This window comes from Psychrobium sp. 1_MG-2023, from assembly GCF_030689115.1.
Lineage (GTDB): Bacteria > Pseudomonadota > Gammaproteobacteria > Enterobacterales > Psychrobiaceae > Psychrobium.
On the sequence record NZ_JAUYVJ010000009.1, the window covers coordinates 111,744 to 135,382 of the forward strand.

The 23,639-nt window shown below is 40.6% G+C and carries 24 protein-coding genes; 3 read left to right on the forward strand and 21 right to left on the reverse strand.

What is annotated here, in order from left to right; translation table 11 throughout:
• Window positions 1–40: 40 nt before the first annotated feature.
• The 9 genes from Q8W26_RS06765 to rplU all read right to left on the reverse strand — a co-directional run bounded on the left by Q8W26_RS06765 (window position 41) and on the right by rplU (window position 8,577).
• The gene (locus tag Q8W26_RS06765) at window positions 41–787 is read right to left on the reverse strand and encodes a glutaminyl-peptide cyclotransferase (protein WP_101214422.1); all 747 of its coding nucleotides are present in this window, start codon (window positions 785–787) and stop codon (window positions 41–43) included.
• On the reverse strand, window positions 784–1,923 hold the full coding sequence (locus Q8W26_RS06770; protein WP_101214423.1) for a GNAT family N-acetyltransferase: 1,140 nt from the start codon (window positions 1,921–1,923) through the stop codon (window positions 784–786). The genes Q8W26_RS06765 and Q8W26_RS06770 overlap by 4 nt, the downstream gene beginning before the upstream one ends.
• 14 nt (window positions 1,924–1,937) lie before the next feature.
• Window positions 1,938–3,587 carry a GNAT family N-acetyltransferase gene (locus Q8W26_RS06775; protein WP_101214424.1) on the reverse strand — a complete coding sequence of 550 codons (1,650 nt, stop codon included), beginning with the start codon at window positions 3,585–3,587 and terminating at the stop codon, window positions 1,938–1,940.
• Complete coding sequence (locus Q8W26_RS06780; protein ID WP_101214425.1) at window positions 3,587–4,618, reverse strand: polysaccharide deacetylase family protein; 1,032 nt, start codon at window positions 4,616–4,618, stop codon at window positions 3,587–3,589. The genes Q8W26_RS06775 and Q8W26_RS06780 overlap by 1 nt, the downstream gene beginning before the upstream one ends.
• 713 nt (window positions 4,619–5,331) lie before the next feature.
• Window positions 5,332–5,718 (reverse strand): DUF3718 domain-containing protein, encoded by a 387-nt coding sequence (locus Q8W26_RS06785; protein ID WP_101214426.1) that lies wholly within the window; start codon window positions 5,716–5,718, stop codon window positions 5,332–5,334.
• Between the two features lie 255 nt (window positions 5,719–5,973).
• Window positions 5,974–6,453: a type 3 dihydrofolate reductase gene (gene folA / locus Q8W26_RS06790; protein WP_101214427.1), complete on the reverse strand. Its 480-nt coding sequence runs from the start codon at window positions 6,451–6,453 to the stop codon at window positions 5,974–5,976.
• 77 nt (window positions 6,454–6,530) lie between these two features.
• Window positions 6,531–7,703 carry an Obg family GTPase CgtA gene (gene cgtA / locus Q8W26_RS06795; RefSeq protein WP_101214428.1) on the reverse strand — a complete coding sequence of 391 codons (1,173 nt, stop codon included), beginning with the start codon at window positions 7,701–7,703 and terminating at the stop codon, window positions 6,531–6,533.
• A gap of 291 nt (window positions 7,704–7,994) precedes the next feature.
• Entirely contained in the window at window positions 7,995–8,252 is a 258-nt protein-coding gene (gene rpmA / locus Q8W26_RS06800) for a 50S ribosomal protein L27 (protein ID WP_101214429.1), read from the reverse strand.
• A gap of 13 nt (window positions 8,253–8,265) precedes the next feature.
• Entirely contained in the window at window positions 8,266–8,577 is a 312-nt protein-coding gene (rplU, locus tag Q8W26_RS06805) for a 50S ribosomal protein L21 (protein ID WP_101214430.1), read from the reverse strand.
• Window positions 8,578–8,890: 313 nt separating this feature from the next.
• Between rplU and ispB the strand changes: the two genes are divergently transcribed.
• The gene (gene ispB / locus Q8W26_RS06810; RefSeq protein ID WP_101214431.1) at window positions 8,891–9,862 is read left to right on the forward strand and encodes an octaprenyl diphosphate synthase; all 972 of its coding nucleotides are present in this window, start codon (window positions 8,891–8,893) and stop codon (window positions 9,860–9,862) included.
• An 89-nt stretch (window positions 9,863–9,951) separates the two neighbouring features.
• On the opposite strand, the gene Q8W26_RS06815 is transcribed toward ispB, so the two are convergent.
• The 12 genes from Q8W26_RS06815 to Q8W26_RS06870 all read right to left on the reverse strand — a co-directional run bounded on the left by Q8W26_RS06815 (window position 9,952) and on the right by Q8W26_RS06870 (window position 20,994).
• Window positions 9,952–10,440, reverse strand: a complete 489-nt coding sequence (locus Q8W26_RS06815; protein ID WP_101214432.1) for a prepilin-type N-terminal cleavage/methylation domain-containing protein — start codon at window positions 10,438–10,440, stop codon at window positions 9,952–9,954.
• A gap of 120 nt (window positions 10,441–10,560) precedes the next feature.
• The gene (locus Q8W26_RS06820; RefSeq protein ID WP_305472857.1) at window positions 10,561–11,154 is read right to left on the reverse strand and encodes a type II secretion system protein; all 594 of its coding nucleotides are present in this window, start codon (window positions 11,152–11,154) and stop codon (window positions 10,561–10,563) included.
• Window positions 11,155–11,185: 31 nt separating this feature from the next.
• Entirely contained in the window at window positions 11,186–11,689 is a 504-nt protein-coding gene (locus Q8W26_RS06825) for a hypothetical protein (RefSeq protein ID WP_101214433.1), read from the reverse strand.
• Window positions 11,690–12,907, reverse strand: a complete 1,218-nt coding sequence (locus Q8W26_RS06830; RefSeq protein WP_101214434.1) for a type II secretion system F family protein — start codon at window positions 12,905–12,907, stop codon at window positions 11,690–11,692.
• A gap of 3 nt (window positions 12,908–12,910) precedes the next feature.
• Window positions 12,911–14,644, reverse strand: a complete 1,734-nt coding sequence (locus Q8W26_RS06835) for a GspE/PulE family protein (RefSeq protein WP_101214435.1) — start codon at window positions 14,642–14,644, stop codon at window positions 12,911–12,913.
• Window positions 14,637–15,944, reverse strand: a complete 1,308-nt coding sequence (locus tag Q8W26_RS06840; RefSeq protein ID WP_305472860.1) for a hypothetical protein — start codon at window positions 15,942–15,944, stop codon at window positions 14,637–14,639. Before Q8W26_RS06840 ends, Q8W26_RS06835 begins: the two co-directional genes overlap by 8 nt.
• Window positions 15,944–16,843 (reverse strand): ExeA family protein, encoded by a 900-nt coding sequence (locus tag Q8W26_RS06845; protein ID WP_101214437.1) that lies wholly within the window; start codon window positions 16,841–16,843, stop codon window positions 15,944–15,946. Before Q8W26_RS06845 ends, Q8W26_RS06840 begins: the two co-directional genes overlap by 1 nt.
• Window positions 16,844–16,854: 11 nt before the next feature.
• Window positions 16,855–18,510 carry a pilus (MSHA type) biogenesis protein MshL gene (gene mshL, locus Q8W26_RS06850; protein WP_101214438.1) on the reverse strand — a complete coding sequence of 552 codons (1,656 nt, stop codon included), beginning with the start codon at window positions 18,508–18,510 and terminating at the stop codon, window positions 16,855–16,857.
• Between the two features lie 6 nt (window positions 18,511–18,516).
• Complete coding sequence (locus Q8W26_RS06855; protein ID WP_101214439.1) at window positions 18,517–18,858, reverse strand: hypothetical protein; 342 nt, start codon at window positions 18,856–18,858, stop codon at window positions 18,517–18,519.
• A complete protein-coding gene (locus Q8W26_RS06860; RefSeq protein ID WP_101214440.1) occupies window positions 18,845–19,510 on the reverse strand; it encodes a hypothetical protein in 666 nt (221 codons plus the stop codon). Before Q8W26_RS06860 ends, Q8W26_RS06855 begins: the two co-directional genes overlap by 14 nt.
• Entirely contained in the window at window positions 19,507–20,106 is a 600-nt protein-coding gene (locus tag Q8W26_RS06865; RefSeq protein WP_101214441.1) for a PilN domain-containing protein, read from the reverse strand. Before Q8W26_RS06865 ends, Q8W26_RS06860 begins: the two co-directional genes overlap by 4 nt.
• On the reverse strand, window positions 20,107–20,994 hold the full coding sequence (locus tag Q8W26_RS06870) for a hypothetical protein (protein ID WP_101214442.1): 888 nt from the start codon (window positions 20,992–20,994) through the stop codon (window positions 20,107–20,109).
• Window positions 20,995–21,122: 128 nt separating this feature from the next.
• On the opposite strand from Q8W26_RS06870, the gene Q8W26_RS06875 reads away from it, so the two are divergent.
• Both Q8W26_RS06875 and Q8W26_RS06880 read left to right on the forward strand, forming a co-directional pair.
• Entirely contained in the window at window positions 21,123–22,010 is an 888-nt protein-coding gene (locus Q8W26_RS06875) for a 1-aminocyclopropane-1-carboxylate deaminase/D-cysteine desulfhydrase (RefSeq protein WP_305472864.1), read from the forward strand.
• A gap of 338 nt (window positions 22,011–22,348) precedes the next feature.
• A protein-coding gene (locus Q8W26_RS06880; RefSeq protein ID WP_305472866.1) for an IS630 family transposase occupies window positions 22,349–23,378 on the forward strand; the annotation gives its coding sequence in 2 pieces (ribosomal slippage) (window positions 22,349–22,798 and window positions 22,800–23,378; 1,029 coding nt in all).
• The last annotated feature ends 261 nt before the right edge of the window (window positions 23,379–23,639 follow it).

Genomic DNA, 23,639 nt, shown 5'->3' on the forward strand with positions numbered 1-23,639 from the left:
ATTAGCTAGCTTTGTAAAGTTTAACTAAAGGTGGGGAGTGCTAAAAAGTCACCACAAATAATTGTGACCAGCGCTTACCTGTAATGATGAATTGCTGTTGTTGTTGGTTAAAAGCAATACCATTTAAAACATCTTCGTTACCGCTAGGCTGTTCAATAGCGACTATGTAACTGCAGTCAATGATACGTTCTACTTGACCAGATAATGGACTGACTTGATAAATAAAATGATCGCTGAGCCGATTAATATACAAGGAGCCATTAGCGAAGATTAGATCGTTTAGCCAGCGTAATGGTTTACCTTTGATCATAACTCGAACGTCACTAACGACTTCAAAATGATGATTCAAGAACTGTAAACGCTCACTGCCATCCGTCATGACAAAGCCATCATCAATGCTCGCTAGACCCCAGCCTTCACCTTGGTAAGGTAGCTCTGTAATCGGCTGTAAATCTGTCAGGCGGTAGACCATTGCTATTTGTGATTGCCATGTTAATTGAATAAGTTGCTCACGATTACAGGCAATACCTTCACCCCAATGGTCTTCAAGTGGGTGGGATAGCTCAGGTATTGCATGTTCAAAAGATAGACGCCGCACCGTAGACTCACCAATTAATCCGGTGCTTTCATATAAGCACCCTTGTTCAAAGACAAGACCTTGAGTAAATGCTCGCGGATCATGAGGGTAAACAGCTATTATCTGAGGTGTAACAATTGGAATATTGAAGTACCACAATTGTTGGTAAGTTTGCCTAGCCGCTTGTTTGATACGAGCGAGTGAGCTCACGACTGTTGTTCCTGTTTGATAACAGCCTTAATCCTATCCTTCGCTGTTGCCTTGATACGGTTAATCATGTCAATCAAATGATAAAAACGACCCAACCCCGTCGCTCGATTAAAACTGACCAAGCCATAACGTTCGCGCCGTTGAGTCACCCAAGTTTGCTTATATCGATCATCATCTGTACCAAAATCGAGTTCAGTGACACCATCTTGCTCAATCACATGCTCAACCATCAACATAATGGCAATAGCACCTACAGAGTCATGTTGGTAGGCTTGTATATAAGCGGTGCGCATCATCACACACTGCGTGCCTGTGACAATTGCAAATTCAAAGGCCACGGGGTTTCCATCAAGATAAATACATAAAAATCGTAAACGTCCCTGCGCTGCCGCCCTCCGTATTAGTTGTGGGTAGAATTGCTCAAATAAATCCGGCTCCTTCCAACTCTGTTGGTAAATCTCCAGATAAATCCCTACAGCTAATTCGGCTTCATCAGCTTGAGAAAATAGTTTAATCGTCATACGCTGCTGGCGTTGTAGTTTTCGACACTTTCGCTGATAGTTTTTTATCGCTTTTTTATTTGATTTGCTCCGACTACTGACGTATTGCTCAAAGTCGGCAAAAGCAAAACGTTCATACCAGTTCCCCTTGTAAAGGTAAGGCTGACAGTAAAAGTTACTTTGATTTAACGTTTGATGAATCACCTTATAAGCCATCGTTTGCGGGGCCATTAGATTAAGATCAATTAAATGCCATCGCGGTTTTGACTTTACTAAGTAGCCAATTAGTTTGACTAACGCCGTTTGGCTATCACTATCTTCATCATCAACCAAAACAGAGAAAAAACTGGATTGAAAATTAGTTAAACCTGCAAGAGAGTGGCGACTGAGCACCCAATGGGCAAACTTAGAACCATTTTGTCCAGCAGGGGTTCGTAAGAACGCTAGTGCAAGGCATTGCTGCTGATCATTTTCCACCACATAGATAGACACTTGAGCATCCGCTTCTAATCCCGCATTCATCATTGTGCTAAACCATAACTCACTTAAATAAAGATTGTTAGCTGCTTGCCGCCGCATTAGTAAGTGAGCCGACTCAGGCAAATCATGTAAAGATTTATAGTCATTAACGTTCACTGGTAACGCTCCTATTAATTGTGGCTAAGCAGTTGAGATAACTCAGTGCTAGCACTATCAACATAGGAAAATGCTGAATGGTGGAATTGTTTGCTTTTCAAGTATTCATCACTAACCAATAGAGTCAACTGTCCCGATTTTTCACGTCTAATAACCTCCCGTTGTACTATCCCGATGAGATAAGATTGGCGCTCATTTTCAGCGAGACTTTCAGCACAATAAATATCCGCGAGTAAACAAAAATTCTCACTGTTCGCAGGATGATCTTCAGCGGCCTCTCTATGCTTAGAAGGGGGAACTACCCAGCCGCAACTCTTTACTACGCCCAACTCTTTAACACTATAGCCCGTCGCACCCGCTTCAAGCCTTGCTAAGCAATGGCTTAGAAAGTGACTCTGCTGCTCCATGCTCAACTGACAACTAAACTCCACAAAGTCGACTAATTGGTTTTCCCTGATAACGAAACTCACCTCGACAGCTAACAAGCTGCAAATGTTAATCTGATAATTATCATAAGCCTCTACAATACTTACTGGCTGTGTCTGCAGTCCCAACCGTTGACGTAAGCATTGAGCTTTATCACGCGCTTGTTGAGGAGTCATGTCGCAATGCCGTAATAAACGCTTGCAGCTTGTTAATAATAGCTCACTCAAACAAGCTCGATAGTATGCAATTGGCTCAATAAAAAGGCGCAACACACTCACGTTTGCATAGGCGTTAGCATAACGAGCTTTCCAAGTCCCCCCGGGGGTTAAATCGATCGCTTTGAGTTGACGTTCAGCAAGTAATTGAGCCCCCATCAACATCAGTAACTTTCCTGGCGAATGCCGAGAGTAAGTCGGATCATAACTAAAAACAGCAACACTGAATTCGCCTTGGTTGATCACACCAACCACAGCAGCAATAATAGTATTATTGAGTGTCATTTTTAATATTTTCACATCCTGATGGTGGCTTATTAGCGCATGTGTAAAGGCCAATTTATGACTGTCCTGCCTAAAGGGTAAGCAATGATTAACCGCCCCTTGGCGTAAGTCATAGCAGGTCGCTATACGTTGTAGATCATCGTCAAAGCCACTTGCTCCCTCGGAGACTAACTCGATACTGACATCTCCTAGTTTTCGTAAGCGAGACAGCTTACTTTTATTACTTTTTTTACGTAACGAAGCCCATGGGGCCTGCTTGGCGTCAAAACGTATTAAAGGTTGTTGCTCATTACGCATGATATGACGCGCTGTTAATTGATCGGTTGTTGCAATGATATGGCTAAGTATTGGCGGTAAAAATTTTAGTGTAAGTTCGGGGAAATATGTCTGCCCTTTAAGCAGCACTAGTCCTCGCTTTAGAAATGAGTCAAAACGATCATTACATGATAGCCAACACTGATATTCAGCTTGATGAGCGCCTGCATGGACAATCATCGAAGTTGATTGGTCTTGTGCTAACAGCCAGAGGTTTTGCACGCCTTGTTCATTTTCTTCTAGAACAACCAATGGAAGATAAGCGTGGTTATAATGTTCAAACCAACACAAGATAAACTCCACTGATTGAAAAGGCGTTGCCCATCGACATGCTTGGTAGAGCTCAAACCATTGCTGCTGAAACACTTTACAGTTAAGTTTACTGAGTGCCTGCTCTCCAGCTAATAACTGTACCTTTTGCATCACCCCTGCCCTCTAAGCTGCCTAATGAGCTGGTTAAAGCCGCATACTTCGGCTTCAAACTCGATTTGACTGACTCGTGAGCTATCTAGGATCCGATCTAAGCTATAATGTGGCGTATCATAGTCAACTAATCGAGGGGTACATGTTGTTGCCGTAAGTACTTGTTGCTGTTGTAAGATAGGCCAATGTGCGGGTTTCCAATCACCACTAGGGTAACAAAAATGCACCATAGGCGTGGCTAATAACGGATTAACCTTTTGTTTATTTCTAACGAGAGCATCACGAGCAAGCTCACTATCAACAGGCAGTTCATGGCGATGAGTATGCAACTGAATATCAACTCCTAATGCAATGAGCTGCTTTAATTCCTGCTGATTAATCAGCCCCAAGATACGGCTACTTTTTAGCTGCCCATAATCAACGTTTAAACACTCACCTAAGCGCTGTAACAATAATTCTCGGCACTCAGCATCGGGAAGGCTTTGTCCATGTTGTTTTAACTGTTCTCTCAACTTAAGTTTATTATCATCGGTTAACGGTACTTTTTCAGTTGGTAGAGATACGATATGCAATTCGTCTAAGGACACCTGCTTGCATTGCGTTTTCCAGAACATATAGTCAACGGTTAAGGTAAAAATAGGCTCCAGCCGATCAAAATAATAAGAGGTAAGGTAAAGCGTTGCAGGATAATTGTATTGATGTAACAGCGGTGCAGCGAGCTTATAAACACTGTAAAAGCCATCATCGATAGTTAATACGACGGCATCGTCGGGGAAACTTTGTTGTTTATAATCACAATAGGCTTGGTCTAAAGTTATCACTTGATAATTATGCTGCTTTAAATACTCTAATCGGCGTTCAAATTCCGCTAATCGAATAAACAACCCCGGAACAAACAGCTCTTCATCTTGCAAGCTAAAGCCGTGATAGCACAAGATTCTCAACTTCTTCTTCATCAACAAACGTGACAAGATAAATAAGCCACAATACTTGCAACAGTAATAAAAAAATCGCTTGAGCGGTTCGCGCATTCATCGACTCCATTCATTGAATGATTCAGTTATAAATGTGAAAGGGCCACGCCTAGACTCTCCTCTACTCATAACTAACAAGGAACTATGTCTATGAGATAAGTATAGATAGGATTTAACATTCTTCCATTATCTATAGATAGGTTCCTTAGTTATGATTAAAAACAAGCAACAACTTAGTAGGCAATAAAGCTACTGCATGGAGAATCCCGAAGTTAAACAGCTTTTCCTTTAAGTGTGATGGGAAGAAATCTTGACTAATTTAGAGTCATCACATTTCAGTGACGATAGCTTGAAAAAATCGTTCGATTAACTAACTGCAGGATATTGAGGTGAAGCGCACGAGGTTGAATTTATTTTAATCCCAATTCCGTTAATCAAGTAAGCAATTTTGTAACGTGAATAAACCGATTAGTGCATTGATTCCATGTTCCAAATAGGCGCTAAGTAGTGACCTTAATGACGACAAGCAATTAATTATATATACAGTTTTCTGCATAGTCGTAACTAACACTGCTGTCATTCACTTAGTCCGTGCAAAGTAACCAAGCTAATAATGGAATTGATTTAACTGGCCTAAGTGGACAAACATTTAGTTCAGTGGGTATAGCATTACTCCAAAAGCAATAACTTCAGAAACTTGATGTAAACCCCTCTCAAAAAAAAAGCGCCATACAGCGCTTAATGTTTACTTATTTTTAGTGATTTTAAGGTTAAAGCTTGGCACGATCTTTAATTGCACCCGCAGTTGCTGAAGCCCCTTTACCATTAGCTTGAGCCCAATCATAAATCGTTGTTCCATCAGCTTCTGGCGTCGTAAGCATTTTAGCGCTTAAGCGCTTAGCAATAAAACTACCAACACTATCAGCATCCTTTACCATTGCATAACGCAGTAAACTCTGCCCATCACAAGAGATACGGTTGTAAACTTTTTTTAGCTTGATTTTATTACTACGTAATTGATCACGTAAGCGTGATTTATGGTCAGACTCAACATAACCGCAAATTGCAGTAGTCACTTGATCAGAAGCTTGAGCTGGTGTTGAATAAGCACCAACAACGAGTAAAGACGCGATGGTCAGGGTTGAAATTTTTTTCATTATCTTTTCCTACTATACAACATGTGTACAGCTGTATTTCGCCTAGCAATCCTAATTACCAATTCGATTAATTTAAGTTTACATAAATAACTTAATAGAATTGATAATGAGTATCCAATTAGTCAAAATGCCAGCTGTCATACTACTTAGCTACAGCAAAACTTTAGTCTCAAAACCTAAGTCGTAATACTTTAGTTTAAACTAAGTGGCAATAATCGTTAAAAATTATGATTTAGTCAACCTTTTTGTAAAAATTTATGCTCGCTGTAATGTGTAAGTAGAAAAATTAACACCTGACTTAGATTTGTGATTTAACTTATCACTTTGTTTCCATTGATATATATTGTAGTCAGGGAAAAAAGCATCTCCAGCAACATCAAGTTCAATATCTGTTAAATATAAGTTATCAACCTGTTCAAGCATTTGTTCGTATAAGCGTGCTCCGCCAATAATCATTAATTCATCGCAGTGATCGCCAGCAGCGATTGCTTGTTCGATTGAGTTAACAACGGTAACGCCATCTATCTTCAATGAGGTATTTGAAGACAAAACAATATTTTTACGTCCAGGTAATGGTCGCCCAATTGACTCAAAAGTATTGCGCCCCATGACAATAGGCTTACCCATAGTAACCTGCTTAAAGTAGCTTAGCTCTTCAGGTAAGTGCCACGGCATTTTATTATCTTTTCCAATCACTCGGTTTGCAGCCATTGCTGCGATCATTGAAATTTTCATGCATAAACTCAATTTTAATCAATTTACAAACAAAAACGGCTGGCCTAAGCCAACCGTTTAATCATTACCATTATGAATTATGGGCGGTACTCGACTTCAACGTCGTAATCATCTTCGTCCCAGTCATCCCAGTCATCATCATCGTCTTCAGTAATAACAGCAGCGCCATTAATCTGTTCATTATGATAATCATCCCATTTAAATTCAACATCTTCAGAGTGATCCACTTTTTCTTCAACATGAGGATTCTCTTCAATGTAGTTCATTAATAAATGACTCAGCTCTTTAGTACCGGTCTTACTAATCGCTGAAATGCAGTGATACTCATCATCCCAACATAATGCATCAAGCACATCATCAATACGTTCTTGGCGCTCTTCTTCAGGTACTAAGTCTAATTTATTAAACACTAACCAACGGGTTTTAGCGGCCAGTTCTGGCTTATGTTGCTCTAGCTCTTGAACGATTTGAGCAGCGCCTTCTGCAGGGTCTGACCCATCAAATGGCATTAAGTCAACAATGTGTAATAGTATACGACAGCGCTCTAAATGCTTGAGGAATCGTGTACCTAAGCCAGCACCATCAGAGGCTCCCTCAATAATACCGGGAATATCGGCAACAACAAAGCTACGATCCATACCGGCACTTACAACCCCTAAATTAGGAACTAGCGTTGTGAATGGGTAATCAGCGACTTTTGGCTTTGCAGCTGATACAGAGCGGATAAAGGTCGACTTACCCGCATTAGGGAAGCCTAATAAACCTACATCGGCTAATAACATTAGCTCAAGTTTAAGATTGCGCACTTCACCCGGCGTACCTAAGGTCTTTTGTCGTGGAGCACGGTTAGTACTTGTTTTAAAACGTGCATTACCTAGGCCATGATAACCGCCTTTGGCAACCATTACCTTTTCACCAATACGCGTTAAGTCACCGACAGCTTCTCCAGTTTCTTGATCGGTAATTCGAGTACCAACAGGCACTTTAAGAATTAAGTCGTTACCACGCTTACCTGTACAGTCTTTACCTTGACCATTGGTGCCACGCTCTGCCGCATGGAAGCGTGTATAGCGATAATCTATCAGCGTGTTAAGGCTTTCGTGGGCAACCATGTATACATCACCACCATCACCACCATCACCGCCATCAGGGCCGCCATCAGGGACAAACTTTTCACGTCTAAAACTAACTGTTCCAGAACCGCCATCGCCCGCTTCAACTTTAACGATCGCTTCATCAACAAATTTCATTGGTTTACTCCGCACAAACCTATTTAACTAAGTATACTCTCAATCATCTGAAGATAAAGGTCACACTTAAATCTTGGCTACCAGGTGCTTTAATTATATAAATTACTTGATACCAAACGTACAAAACGTCGGTACTATACCAATTACATTAAAAAATTATTCTACTGATTAATGGAGTTGGTACCCGGATCAACAATGATCCTTAAACAGATCCTTTTTTATCAAGCCAATGCTTTTAGAGATAAAAAAAAACCCCGCTAGTGCGGGGTTTTCGAATCCGTATTAAATCTATTACTCAGCAACGATGCTGATGTATTTACGATTTAATGAACCTTTTTGCTCAAATTGAACTTTACCTTCAACTTTTGCGAAAAGGGTGTGGTCTTTACCCATACCTACGTTAGTACCAGCGTGGAATTTAGTACCACGTTGACGAACTAGGATGTTACCAGCAAGAACTGATTCACCGCCAAAACGTTTAACGCCAAGACGTTTACTTTCTGAATCACGACCGTTACGGGTACTACCAGCAGCTTTCTTATGTGCCATTTCAGATTACCTCTTAAGCGTTAATTGCAGTGATCTTCACTTCAGTGAACCACTGACGATGACCTTGTGATTTACGTGAGTGCTTACGACGACGGAACTTAACGATTTTAATTTTATCGCCACGGCCGTGAGTAAGAATCTCAGCAGTTACTTTACCACCTTCAACATAAGGGGCACCAACGTTAATGTTTTCGCCATCGGCGATCATTAGAACCTTGTCAAAATCGATGCTAGCACCGGCTTCAAGGTCAATTTTTTCCAGGCGCAACGTTTGGCCTTCAGCCACACGGTGTTGTTTACCGCCACTTTGGAAAACAGCGTACATGTTCATCTCCGCTATGACATAAGTTGCTTTATTTGTGTTGCAAGTTATGCCTAATCTAGTTTCTCAATAGGGCGCAGATTCTACGCAACTGTCATATTTTAAGCAAGCCCTAATTGAAAAAAAGTATAAAAAAACTATGATTATTTTTATGTCCATAATAATTCTATCTTGTTAGACCAAATCCCTTAGCTTAAGTAATGTTAAAAAGTGTTTTTTATTGTACAATCCCTCGCAAAATAGTCGTCAAAATATTATCGGTGATAAATAATTCACCACGATATTATGTACCGTAAATTAAGTCATTGAGAGAATTATGGATTTTAAAGCGATTAGCGCCTTATCAGAAACAGATATGGACTCAGTCAATCAGCTTATTCAGCAGCAACTATCGTCCGACGTCGCTTTAATTAATCAATTAGGGTTTTATATCATTAACAGCGGCGGCAAACGAATGCGTCCATTGTTAACGGTGTTAGCTGCTCGTGCTTTAGGTTATGAAGGAAAGGATCATATTTCGATCGCAGCGATCATCGAATTTATTCACACATCCACGTTACTTCATGATGATGTCGTCGATGAATCAACCATGCGCCGTGGTAAAGAAACTGCCAATGCTCTATTTGGTAATCAAGCCAGTGTGTTAGTGGGTGACTTTTTATACTCGCGTTCATTTCAAATGATGACGGATATCAACAACCTAACAGTAATGAAGGTATTAGCCGATGCGACTAATATCATTGCTGAAGGTGAGGTATTACAGTTAATCAATGTCAACGATCCTGATACCACCGAAGAAAGTTACATGCGAGTCATTTACTGTAAAACAGCCAAACTGTTTGAAGCAGCCACACATTTAGCCGCAGTGATCAACGGCAACGATCAAAATACGATCGAAGCAATGAAGCTTTACGGTATGCATTTAGGTACTGCCTTCCAGTTAGTTGATGATCATTTAGATTACACAGCAGACGCTGAAAAGCTTGGTAAAAATATCGGAGATGACTTAGCGGAAGGTAAACCAACATTACCATTAATCTACGCAATGGCTCACGGTTCAACAGAGCAAGCTGAGATGATTAGAGACGCTATTGTTAACGGCAATGGTTTAGCGCAGTTAAAACCGATTTTAGCGGCGTTAGATGAGACAGGGGCACTTGATTATACTCTTGCTCAAGCGCAGGTTGAAGCGGATAAAGCGATTAGTGCACTAGCAGCTATTCCAGATAGCCCGAGTAAACAAGCGCTTGTGTCGTTAGCGCATATTGCGGCGAATAGAAATACTTAAACTAGATTGAAAATTATTATTCAAATATGAAACTAAAAAAAGCTCATAAACATTAATATGTTTATGAGCTTTTTTTGCAGTAAGTAATATTAACAACTCGTCTCGACTGAAGTTAAAATCGCAGCAGTATCTTCATCTTCAGCAGCCACATATTTAATATAACAACCTGTAAGTTCAATATCAGCTAGACTAGTCTTATCTGATACATGAATATGCAGTGAAGCAGGTGCTGAAGTCGTTGCCGCAGTTTCAAGCCATTTAAAATCGGCATCAGAAATGCCAGCTGCAGTTTGAATAGCAGCTTTTGCTGCAGAAGGGTAACCATATACCGTCGCTACACCGTGACTAGTCGTTTCAGATGCTTCTTTTTGCTCGCCTTCTAACGCTGACTTGCCGTAAGTTATCGACATTGCACCAGCAATACTGCCTTTAACGCCTTTTAGGGCTGCTGATTGAGCGTCACTTTGAATATCAATAAACTTAGGTGCAGCAGTCACAGCTAAAATACCTAAGATGATAATCACGATAATTAATTCGATGAGGGTAAAACCCTGCGCTTTTTTCATTGATGTTCTCATGTTGCACTCTCTAAAAGATTTAAAAATAAATATAAAAAACTAATATAACTATCTTAATTGATTAAGTGTTGGCTTTACAACCGTTAAAAACCAATTTATTGATTTAAATAATAAAGTAGCCTAAGTGTTATTACTATACACTTGAATCTGTCCGGTGGCCGGATTATAACTAAAGCTATTACCGACACTAAAATCAACGGTGCCTGTAGGTAAACCCGTTGACGAGTTTAACTTTAATGTGGCAACCAAGTGATATGAACATAATAAGTAATCAACACCGCTGTCAGTTGTTCCACCAGATTGCACACCGATATAATAGCGCACGTCTGTGGCATCAGTCCCAGATACAACACTTCGAACAGGGCTTTGCATTACACCATCAAATACCGCTTTACAGGCACTGGCTGACATCGATTCAGGGGCAAGGTTGGTACCAGAAGCACTTGATGTCGGAAAACCAAATTCATTCACTTGAATTTGAGTAGAGTCCATCGTAATTGAAGCGCTGGTGCCAGATGGGCGCCCTTCTATTTCCCATTGCGCTCGTACAAGGCCAACTGCTGCTGCGAAGCCACCAGCGACCCCTTCAACAGCAGCATCTTCCGCTTGTTCTGTCACATTTAAAAAACGCGGCAACGCAGTCACGGCGAGTAAACTTAGAATCACCACCACAATAATTAATTCGATTAATGAGAAACCCTGCTGCTTTTTCATTATTGCCTCTTTCTGACTCATGTTCATATTGTTATTCAGTTCCTTTTAGATGAACGCCGTGATTTATCGAATACTCGAAACATTCTTCACTATTCTCAGCATCACAAAATTGGCACACAATGTCATCTTCTTTTTGCTGTTTTTTTATAACTAGCTGTTTAGATTTATTATCATAGGCATCAGTATTAGTTACCTTCGCCCATAACTCGCGACAAAACAACGACTCATGCCTCTGGTTAATTGACGCCCAACCTTGCTTGCTCATGTTAAAAGTTGCTGAGTTTAGCACTTCTTGTTGGGCACCATAAAAAGTAAAATCCAACTGCTTCGGTCGCCCTTCAATAAGCCACTGTGTTTTAATCAGCGATATATTTTGGTTAAAGTTTTGCTTATTCATCGCAAAGCTAACCTGATGAATCGTATTTTGTTGACCCAGTTGTAGCGAGACCGTCGACATAATCAACAATAATACCACAATAATTGCGACTAAAAATTCAAAAAGTCCCAAACTTTCAATAGTTACCTTTTTCATCATTTACTTTTTCATTGCCGACATCATGTCCCACATTGGCGTGAATATTCCCAATGCCAAAATAAGTACCATGCCTGCGACTATGGAAATTAAGATCGGTTCGATTTTCGCTGTTAAGCTTTTTAAATCAAAATCAACTTCACGCTCATAATACTGTGCCATACTTGTCATTAGTTGCTCTAAGCGCCCGGTTTCTTCACCAACAGCGATCATTTGTAATACCAGTGGATTAAATAACTCAGAATTACCAGAAACCCGTAATAAGCTTTCACCGCCACGAATACCACTACCCATCTTAACGATCTTCTTAGCCATATAAGCATTATCAACTGCCTCAGCAACTAAACTAAGGCCTTGTAGTAACGGGACTCCAGCGCCCATCATCATTGAAAAACTACGTCCAAAACGTGCCAGTAGTGCACGTTCTATAATACTTCCCACGATTGGAATACGTAATTTTCGTTGGTCCCAAATTAATTCCCCCTGCTCTGAGGCAAGCCATAACTTTAACCAAACAAAGCCCCCTAAAGATGCAACTAACATCACAGGCCAGTAATTAACAAAAAATGACGAAGTTGCTAATAACGCTTGTGTTGTCCAAGGTAGCTCAACACCAAACTTATTAAACATCTGAGCAAATACCGGAATAACAAATAAATTTAGTACTACCATCGCCGCAACAAGGGCAAAGATAACAAACGTTGGATAACGCATCGCGGCTTTAATTTGTTTACGGGTTTCTTGTTCTTTTTCTAAGTACTGAGCAAGCTGCAAAAATGCTTCATCCAATTGCCCAGTGTTTTCTCCAACATGCACAAGACTCACAACTATTTTTGTAAAAACTCTTGGCTGCTTTGCTAGTGCTGATGAAAATGTTCGTCCCGACTCTAAGTCTTGTAGTACCTTAGTCAGGGCTTCAACCATTTTTTTATTATTAGCACTATCACGTAAGCCGGCAATGGCCCTCATTACCGGGATACCCGCCTGCATCAAGCTATACATCTGGCGGGAAAAAATAACTAACTCATCAAGTGAAACGTTCTGAACTAATAAAGAAGAAAATATCGACTCTTGCCCTTCTTCTTCGCCTTGCGTTACATCAATTGGTATTAAGCCACGTCCCATCAAGATATCTGCTACTTGCGTAGCATTATTAGCCTCTAACTTTCCTTCAATAATCTGACCTTGGTGATCTCTTGATTTATACTTGAACGTTGGCATAGGTTAATCAGCACCTTGTGTGGTCGTACTTTCCCCGTGGGATTGCTCTGCTAAACGTAACACTTCACTGACTGGAATAGTTCCTTCAAGAGCAAATGCTAGCGCAGCTTGAGCTAATGGTTTAAAGCCATTACTTGCGGAGGCTGCTTTTGTAAAAGCATCAGGATCATCTTTACGAAGCGCTTCAGCCATCGGCGCATCAACTTCTAGAAACTCAAACACACCCACTCGACCAGACATACCAGTTTGTTGGCAACGCTGACAACCACTGCCTTGATAGAACGAGTGGGCGCTTAAATCATGTCCTGCTAAGTGTGATAACCAATTAACTTCATTCTGTGTTAACTGATGTTCAACTTTACAGTGAACACAGTTTTTACGAACTAAGCGCTGCGCAATGATCGCTCGTAGTGAACTAGCAACCAAGTAGCCTGGTGCGCCCATATCAGTTAGTCGTAATGCACTCGAAATTGCATCATTAGTATGTAATGTTGATAAAACTAAGTGACCAGTTAAAGCGCCCCGCAAGCCTATTTCAACTGTTTCATGGTCACGCATCTCACCAATCATTAAGATATCGGGATCTTGGCGTAACGTCGTGCGTAAAACATTAGAGAAATCTAACCCAATTTTAGTACTTACCTGAACTTGATTAATACGCGGTAAGCGATACTCAACAGGATCTTCGACAGTAATGATCTTTTTGCCTGGATCATTAAGTTCATTTAAAACTCCATATAAGGTGGTTGTTTTACCACTACCTGTTGGCCCAGTAACTAAAATCATCCCATGAGGGCGGCTCATTTGATAGCGTAAACGCTGCTGCATCTCTGCTGGCATCCCCGTTTGCTCCATACCAAGAACACCAGCGGACTGATCAAGCAGACGCATTACGACCGATTCACCAAACTGTACGGGCATAGTCGAAAGACGAACATCAACACTATGACGTTTTATTTTAATATTAAAACGCCCATCTTGAGGCAAGCGCTTTTCCGAAATATCGAGGCTAGCCATTAATTTCAAACGCAACACGAGTGCTGAAGCAATGTTGGCTTCATTTAGGACACTCTCCTGGAGGACACCATCAACACGTTGGCGAATTCGAACCAATTTCTCTTCCGGCTCAATATGAATATCGGAAGCTTTAATTTGCACAGCATCTTCAAAGATAGACTGCAATAGCTTTACAACGGTCGCATCTTCATCGGCATCTTCTAGTCCGGCAAGCTCAAACTCTTGCTCGTCGCCGTGCTCTTCACTTAGTTGTTCAGCGAACGCAGCAATGTCTTGAGTTCGGCGGTATAGTTGATCGAATGACTCTATTAATTGAGTTTCTGTTATCGCGGCTAACTTTACTTGCTTAGGCGACAAAAACAGCTCTAATGCATCAACGGCATTTAAGTCTGCCGGATCATTCATAGCCAACGTCACAGTCATCCCATCATCAGCAATAACTAATGCTCGATGTCTTCTAGCATGTACTTCCGGTAGCTGTTGCGCGACTTTAGGATCAATCTTGCTCTGACTGACATCAATAAATTCAACATTTAATTGCTGAGCCAAAAAAGTCAGTAACTGAGTTTCAGTAATATGACCCAACTCAATTAACGCAGCGCCCAGTTTTTTACCGCTACTTTTTTGCGAGCTCAAGGCATCCATTAATTGTGGTTCAGTAATAATATGCTCGTGAACTAATAAGTCCCCAAGGCGCATTCTTAACTTAGCTTTAGCCATTCTGATCTCTTTGCAACAATTTAACTCGCTCTACAGCGTAGTCATATAACGATTTATCTAAATTTGGTATCACTAACAGTTTCATGTAAAACACTAAAGCTTGGGCTGTTTGCCCTTGGGCATCCAACGCTATTGCAAGACCTATAAGCCATTGTGCTTTACCAGGTTCAAGCTCGACTAACTTCTGATAACTTTGTTGTGCTTGAGGCCATAAGGTTAATTGCTGAGCCAAAGAGCCTGCCAATGACAATGCGTGAATACTTGCAGTGGCTTTTAAATAAGGCTGTTGTAGCATATCTAATGCAAGCTGGACCTGCTGCTGCTGGTAATGAATTTGAGCCCCTAATAAACGGTAGCCTTCATAGTCAGGAAACAACACAATACCTTGCTTTAAGATAGCTAGTGCGCGGGCAACATCATTAGCACCAAAATAACTAGCAGCTAGCTGCTCGCGTGCTTGATGCAAATCAACTTGAATTGATATCGCTTTTAACCAAGCTTCTCGCGCTTCAACTAATTCCCCTTTACTTTGTAACTTAAGTCCCTTTTGATATTTCAATTGAGCAAGCTGCTCTTCGCTCAATTGCACAGGTTTAATGGAAAGTTGTGCCGGTTGCTCAACTTCCTCTAGAGTAATAGTAGGTGCCGTTTCACTCGCTGATGATAATTCAGGCTTGTCAACCGTTGCTTCTATCAATTGAAGGTCATTCTGTTCAAAGGAAGATTGTTGTTTAGCAAGGGCGTTATCAACACGCTCAACTTGCGGATTCATTTTATTGTTGCCTGTCGTTCCTGTTATTGACGCGCTAACAGAGCCTTCAGCAACAACTGAGCCTTCAGCAACAACTGAGCCTTCAGCGACAACAGAGCCTTCAGCGGCAACAGAGCCTTCAGCGACAACAGAGCCTTCAGCGGCAACAGAGTCTTCAGCAATAACTGAATCTTCAATGACAATAGAGCGGTTTGCCGAGACAGACTCTTCAACCAGCGCAGGGCTATCAATAATAGTGCCGCTTTCAGTCTGTGTGGAGTCTTGAGCACGATTCGAGTCATTGATGGTACTGACATTATGTATACCAAGAGTACCTGGCACTGTTGTTACAGCATCTGACACCTTTGTCCCAAACAATCCAAATGAAAAAGCACAATAAATACAGACAAGCACAAGTATAACGACCAACCAAGGAGCTAAACTTTTCTTCTTTTCCTTGATTTCTAACGCTTCAAGGTTAGTCAGGTTACTCTGCTCTTGCTGCTTACGCTGCTCAATATCGTTAAGGACTTTATTAATCACACTCATCAACTATTACCTAAGTACGAAAAAAGAAGCAACGAGGCAGCAATCAGCAACGATGCAGCCAGAAACTGCGGAGTTTTCGCCTGAAAACGACTAGCATCAACAGTATCAACAATAGCCCCGTTAACATGCTTTTTACTAATCACCTTTTCACCAGCCCCATAACAGAGCAACAACGATTTATGACATAAGATATTAACTAAACGAGGTATACCTTTACTCGCGATAGCGATTCTTTTAGCATTCGCTTCACTAAATAAACGCTGACCATCATAACCAGCAACTTTAGTTCGGTGTTCGATATAATGAGCAACCTCCCCCACAGTCATACTACGCAGTTGATAACTAAATGAAATACGCTGCCTTAACTGTCTAAACTTTTTCTCTGCTAAGCGCTCATCTAATTCTTGTTGGCCAAATAACACAACCTGCAGTAGCTTGCGACGCTCAGTTTCCAAATTGGTTAATAGGCGCAACGCTTCAAGACTTTCATCAGGTAACGCTTGTGCTTCATCTAGAATAACAACCACAGCCTTCCCCTGCTGAGATAAATTAAGTAGGTGCTGTTGCAATAATTGAGTCAATCGCTGTTGGTCAATGTCTGTTGAGAATTTTAAACCCAATTCACCTGCAACAGCTAAGCGTAATTCCTGTGGGGAAAGGTAAGGATTAGGAATATATGCTACAGCGAAGCCTCGAGGTAATTCATTAAGCAACTTACGGCAAATGAGGGTTTTCCCCGTCCCCACTTCACCAGTGACTTTAATGAAACCTTCACCTTGTTTTAACGCATTTAATAAAACTTGCAAAGCCTCAACATGAGGCTTTAAGTTTAAAAAAAAGTCTGTATTCGGCGTTAACGTATAAGGCAATTCTCTCATGCCGAAATGGTATAAATACATAGTTAAACAGCCTATTTAGGGTACCACTTTTCAAGCAATTGCTGAGACTTTTCTAACTGCTTTTGCCAAGTCCCTTCACCAACAACCACTGGTTTAATTAATATAATCAGTTCTGTCTTCTTCACTTGCTCTTTACGGTTCGTAAATAATTCACCTAGCAGCGGGATTGAGCCCAACAGAGGCACTTTAGATGTATTATCTGTTGTTCTTGAACTCATTAAGCCACCGATCACTACGACATCACCACTTGCAGACTTAATGATGGTATCTGTCTCTCGAATAGAACTATTAGCCAATGGAAGCTGAAAACTCCCACCTTGTAATTCAATGGTTTTCTGCTGCTCGACAACGTCAATTACAGAAGGGTGCACATGCAATAGAACCTGCCCCTCATCATCGATCTGTGGTGTTACATCTAATGCGATACCGGAGAAGAACGGTGTTAATTCAACCTCAGGATTCGACACAACATTATCACCAACACTGCTTGAAGTTGAAGAGACATCGGTGACAAAATATTCATCATTACCGACTTTAATCACAGCCTTTTGGTTATTAATTGCTGTAATTCTTGGGCTTGATAAGACATTAACATCGCCTTGTGTGCTAAGTAATGACACTACCCCACTGAAATTCGCATTTTTAAAGCTCAATGATGCCACACCACCTAGCGCCGCACTAATAGGATCTGAAATAACAGACGGTGAAGTTGAGAAGTTAAAATCGGTAATATCACCACTCCCAACGTGACTAAGGAGGTTTTCCCACTCAATTCCTTGCTGGAACCCATCATGTAAGGTTACTTCAACGATTCTTGCCTCTAAGATAACCTGTCGTTGAAGGTTCTCTTCAGATTGGGCCAAAAAGCGTTTTACCGTTTGAATGTCTTGAGGGTAACCACGCACAGTAACTAAACCTGACTGCGGACTCAAGATAACCTTTCGTCCCTCACCAGAGATCAAGCTTGTTAAAGTTTTTTCAAGCTCTTGCCAATAATTGGTCTCAGTCACGGACTCGATATAGGTGCCATTAACAGCATTGCCATTGGCACCGCTTGCTCCACCGCTGCTATTATTATTTCGTGAGTTACTCGAATTATTAGCGTTATTCGAATTACTACCGTTGCTATTACGTTCTGTTATTCCACCGGATGAAATACTCGTTTGAGAGGTACCATTTCGTTTTAATAATAAATAATTAAAGCTAAAGGTTTCTGTAGAAATGCTTGCTGGATAAATTTGGAAAATACGTCCCTGCTTTTCTATTCGATAGCCATACAAGTCAGAAACTGCCTCGAGCGCTTCAGATAGTGTTACTTGCTTAAGGTTAAGTGATAGCGAACCCGACAGTTCATTATGAAAGGCGACACTATAAGGCGTCTGTGATACTAGGCTTGAGAAAAAACTTCTAACATCTACGTCTTTTGCTGCAATATCAAATCGCTTTTCAATTGGCATACTTTTATTTTGCAACAAACTCGGCATTAGTTGTTGTGTTATTCTCGGCGGAACAACAAAAGGCTTATTTTGCTGTTTGGTTTGCTCAATTGACGCATTAATTGTTTGCTGGATATGTTCTTTTTCTTCTGCTATTGGTGTCATTTGACAGCTAGCTAAAAAGCATGTTGAAGCAACTACTATTGTTCTTTGTAAACTAACTAATGTCATTAGTTTTTAATCCTTTGATGACAATTTGATCACTGAGTCAGCGAATAAAACCATTTTTTTTCCCGAAGAAAGTAACACTTTGTTCGAACTTATTTTAATAATTGTATCTTGCCCTAACTTACTACCCGTACGATATTGTTGGTTATTGATAATCGCAATATTACCGCGGTCAGTAACTTTTATTGCATTTAAGCTGTGTTTTTTCTTAGTTGAAATAGAGTCAGTTGTCGCTGATACACTTGTGTTAAAAGAGTGTTTGGGCTTCGTTGGGTCTGACAACCTCTGAGCATCAACCGTAACAGAAAAGAGCACACAAATAAAAAAAATCACTATATTACTTTTTAACACCAATAAACTCCTTATCGGTACTGACAGCATTTAACTCAAAGCTAATTGAGGCATACGGGTACTCAACGACTTCATAGATGAAGTTGCCCCACTGCAATGGCTGCTGACTTTGTTCAAGTTGTTGTAAAAATTTTAATATCGCGAAATAAGTACCACGAACTTCAACTTCCATACCGTGCTGATACAATAAAGCGGTTGCTGTTTCACCGTGTTGTTGCTCTGCCGCTAACAAGATTTCTTTTGCTGGTTTAGATTTTAGTTTCAGTAGCTTTAGCTGGCTATTTTCTAGAAGAATGTATTGAAGAGTTCTAGCCATTTCTTCATGAGAAATCAATGACAGTTCTTTTTGTTGTAGTTTTTCTTCTAAGTCAATATGTTGCAAGTTCAGTCGTTCTAATTGCAACTCCAGTTGCAATAATGGGTTTGTTGCTAACTTATCTTCAACTTCCTGTCGTTGTTGATTTACTTCGTTAATTGAGTTTTGCAACTTCCTACTATCAGATGATAATCCTTGGTATTGAACAAACATTGGCTCAATAATAAGGTGGCTAGAACCAAAAATTAGCACAACAAGGATAGTACCTAAAGTTAATGCCTTCTCTCTTAAGGTCATCTGGCTATACTTAGCATTTAACGTTTGCCACTGTTTCATTTTATTACCTCGGCAACAAATGGCGATGGATTTTTAAGCACAAAATTAACTTGTTGCTCATCCCGTTCAATTTCAAGTGCGTTAAACGTCTGGCCACTAAAAATAGGCGACAACTTTAGCTGCTCAACCCAACGAGGTATGTCCCGTGAAGTCGAAGCACTTCCAGCAATATTTAATAACCCATTGGTTTTTGAAATCTTGGTTAACCAGACATTATCAGTATCTAATTCAGCAAAAGCTTTAAACAAGGGGGAATATGGAACGCTAGTAGAAAACTGTGATGACAAAGCCGCCAATACCCGTTTTTTCGTTGTAATTTCAGCTTTGCGAGTCGCTATCTCATTTAATAACGGCGTATTATCTGTTGCATTTGTTAGCTCAGTTATTTTTTGCCCTAAATGAATTTGTGCTTGAACCAACTCATGCTCTTTATTGATCATTTCATCGCGCTTTTGCTCCATTAAAACAAACAAAGACAATGCAATGATTATTATAAGGGCTAATGTTCCTGCTGAAATAGCCACGGTTAGACTCAGCGGTAACTTCTCTTTTACGGGACGTAACTCAGGAAGGTATAGATTAATCCGTGTTTTCATTTATACGCTTAACTCCATGGTTAGTTCATCAAAGCCAGCAGCATTAATAGGATAACGCGTGAGTTCACTATCGTTATAAGGTGATAATAGTTCTATGTTGACGTCGAAAAACTCCTGAAGTTTCACCAGTAGGTGTTGTGAATCAAAGTTCTGTACGACTACAAATATATTGGCTACACGTTCTAGTTTCAATTGTCCCACAGCAAAATCGATAGAACGTTGAACCTCTAGTGCTAGATTATTTAGAACACCGGCATCAAAGTCCTCTCCCGTTAACTGATGCAAATTATCATACCCTTTTATGTGACGGCTAAAACATAACTGTCCATCTTTTATGATTGCAACGAGGATCTGCAAACCGGGAGTGTGAAACACCAAAATATTGGTTTGTTCATCTTTGACCAAGTGAGTAGCAACAATATCATCAATAGAGATACCCACGAGCTCAATATCAAGTTCTATTAATTTATCGATAAGTGCAGTGACCATGCTTTTCTCACACGCAACAACATTAAGCTTATTTGTCGGTGCATTTGTTACTGTCTGATAGTATTCAAGCAACTGATTTTCTGGTGGAATATTAAATAAGTCTTTCGAACTCCATACGATCGCCTGTGCAATTTCCGTTTCAGGGACCTCAGGTTTGTCTACTTGTGCTACTTGGTATAAGCCATGAGTTAATATCACTTGTGCTTTCGCCTGCTTAGGAGCTAATTCTGAAATAAGCTTATCTATTGTGGCTATATAGTTTTTATTTAAGCAAGGTAATTGTTCTGATTGATAACTATCGTCCTCAAACTTAACGATAGTGACACTGGCTGGTTGAATAACAATACTCAACAAGCAAGAGCCTGTTTGCGACTGTCGTTTGAATAAACCTGATAGCATGTTACAAACCTTACCAATAAAAATACTTTAAATTATTATCCCGATATATAATAAGCATGCAATAGTTAACTAGTTAAATACATGAGGGAATACCTATTTTACTTAATAAAAAGATTAATTCTCCTTTAATTCAACTACAAACTCAGTATTCAGCATCTAATCACTTAACATTGTCGGTCAAGAGAGATGATCTTATTCACTCTACAATCTCTGGAAATAAGTGGAGAAAGCTTAAATACACCTTATTGTATGCGAAAGAGCAAGGCTTTAAAAAAGTACTCTCATTTGGTGGCGGCTACTCTAACCACATTCACGCACTTGCCTATGCAGCGAAAGCTAGTGGTCTTTCAAGCAAAGGGATTATCCGTGGGGAATACGATCCTTTTAATCCAACAATAGCTCAAGCTCGCAGTGCTGGGATGGACATTGAATTTATCAGTCGCCTTGAATATAAAAGTCGACATGACCCAGCCTACCTTACGCAATTACAACAAAAGCACCCTGATCATTTTATTATTCCAGAAGGCGGAACCAGCAAATTCGCTTTACAAGGTGTTGCAGAAATAATTAACGAACTTCCCAACGATGTTACACATATTTGCACTCCATGTGGCAGTGGTGGTACAACAGCTGGATTACTGACTGGAGCTAAAGAATCACAGCAAATAGTCAGTATTCCAGTATTAAAAAAAGCTGCTTATTTACAAAATGAGATAGCCACCCTACTCGGCGTTGAACAACACTTAATGCAGCTCGACTTCATTGAGGACTATCACTTCGGTGGTTACGGAAAAATACAACCTGAATTATTAACTTTTATCGAAGACTTCTACCAAGATTTCGGCATCATTCTAGAACCGATTTACAGCGGAAAAATGTTCTACGCTATTTTCGATTTAATTAAACAAGGTTTCTTTCCTCCAGGTAGTCATATCGTGTTGCTACACACGGGAGGATTACAAGGGCTAGCGGGATTAAAACAGCGGAAACTAATACCAGAAGATTGGCCAAACTAATAAGCCTCCTCCTTTAACTCAAGTGAATAACAGTCAGAGAAAAGCCCAGCTTAAAAGGTTACCGGGATGACGGCGGTTGCGTTAAAGGCACCAGTCGTCATCCTCGAAGTGGGTTTATCGAGGATCTCATATCACGCGCTGCTTAATTAAGTGTGCGACGTATTGAGCAAGCTCCCGCCTAAAAAACTACTAGAATGACGTCTGCCAATTTAATAAAAGCCTAGAACGCAAAAGCCCCCGCAACTTAATGCGGGGGCTTTAGACTAATACCAATCCGCTTAAAAGTATGATCTAATATTGGTATTAAAACCAATATCGTCACAGTCACTATGGCATTAATCGATTCAAATGAATTAATTCGTCTATCGAAGAAAGAAAAAAATGCTAACAAGCGTATTCGCTTACTAGCCGTTGCACACTTTTTGGAGTGCCAAAATAGAACGCTTGTCGCCAACACACTGAAGGTTAGCAGACGAAGTGTTAACAACTGGGTATCGAACTATTTATCTCAAGGTTTATCAGGCCTTGAAGATAAACCTCGTCTTGGAAGGAAAGCCCAACTATCACCTCAACAAACTAAACAGCTCGCCAGCTATATTGAGCATCAAGCAAAATCAGACGTTGGTGGTCGATTAACTGGTCATGACATTAAAGACTATATATCAACTCAGTTTGGCGTTGATTACCACCTCAATCACGTATACAAGCTGCTTAAAAAGATAGGCTTTAGTTGGATCACAAGTCGTTCAAAACACCCTAAGCAATCTCAACAGGCCCAAGACGAGTTTAAAAAAACTTGAAAATAAAACGATCGAGACGATCCCCGGTACAGTGTCTTTATCACAGGTCGATATATGGTTTCAGGATGAGGGCCGGTTCGGCCAACAAAACACAACAACAAGAATTTGGGCAGAAACAGGTACTCGTCCAAGAGCCGTGCAACAGCAACAGTTCGAATACGCCTATATGTTTGGCGCAGTATGCCCAGCAACAGGTGAGACTGAAGCGATAATCGCACCTTTTGTTTCTAAAGAGATGATGGAACAACACTTGATACAGATTTCAGACAAGACCCAGCTCGGTAGGCATGCCGTAGTTATCATGGACGGCGCAGGTTGGCACACGGATGACATTGCTAGTGAACTCAATAATCTTTCTATAATCAAATTACCACCATACTCTCCCGAACTGAATCCGATAGAACAGGTCTGGCAATGGCTACGCCAACGACACTTGGCAAATAGATGCTTTAAAAACTACAACGACATTGTCGAACAATGCACCCTAGCTTGGTTAAGCTTCATCAAAAACAAAGAAACGGTAAAAAAATTATGCTCAAGAGACTGGGCTCTAGTGGGCAACCTTTAATGCGGATTGGTATAAATAGTGATTGGCAATGCCCTACTCCCTCGGCTCGCTTTCCATCGAACAGCGTTCGAGGAAACAAGCTGTGCCTATGTTGATCCGCGAGCGATGATCATTGCCACGGCGCTACATCGTTTCACTACACAGTGATGAGGCTTATCGTCACGCGTAAATAACTAAACATCACAAAACAAAAAAGCCGCTGCATTTCTGCAGCGGCTTTCTCTAAATAGGTGTCTAGCAATGTCCTACTCTCACATGGGG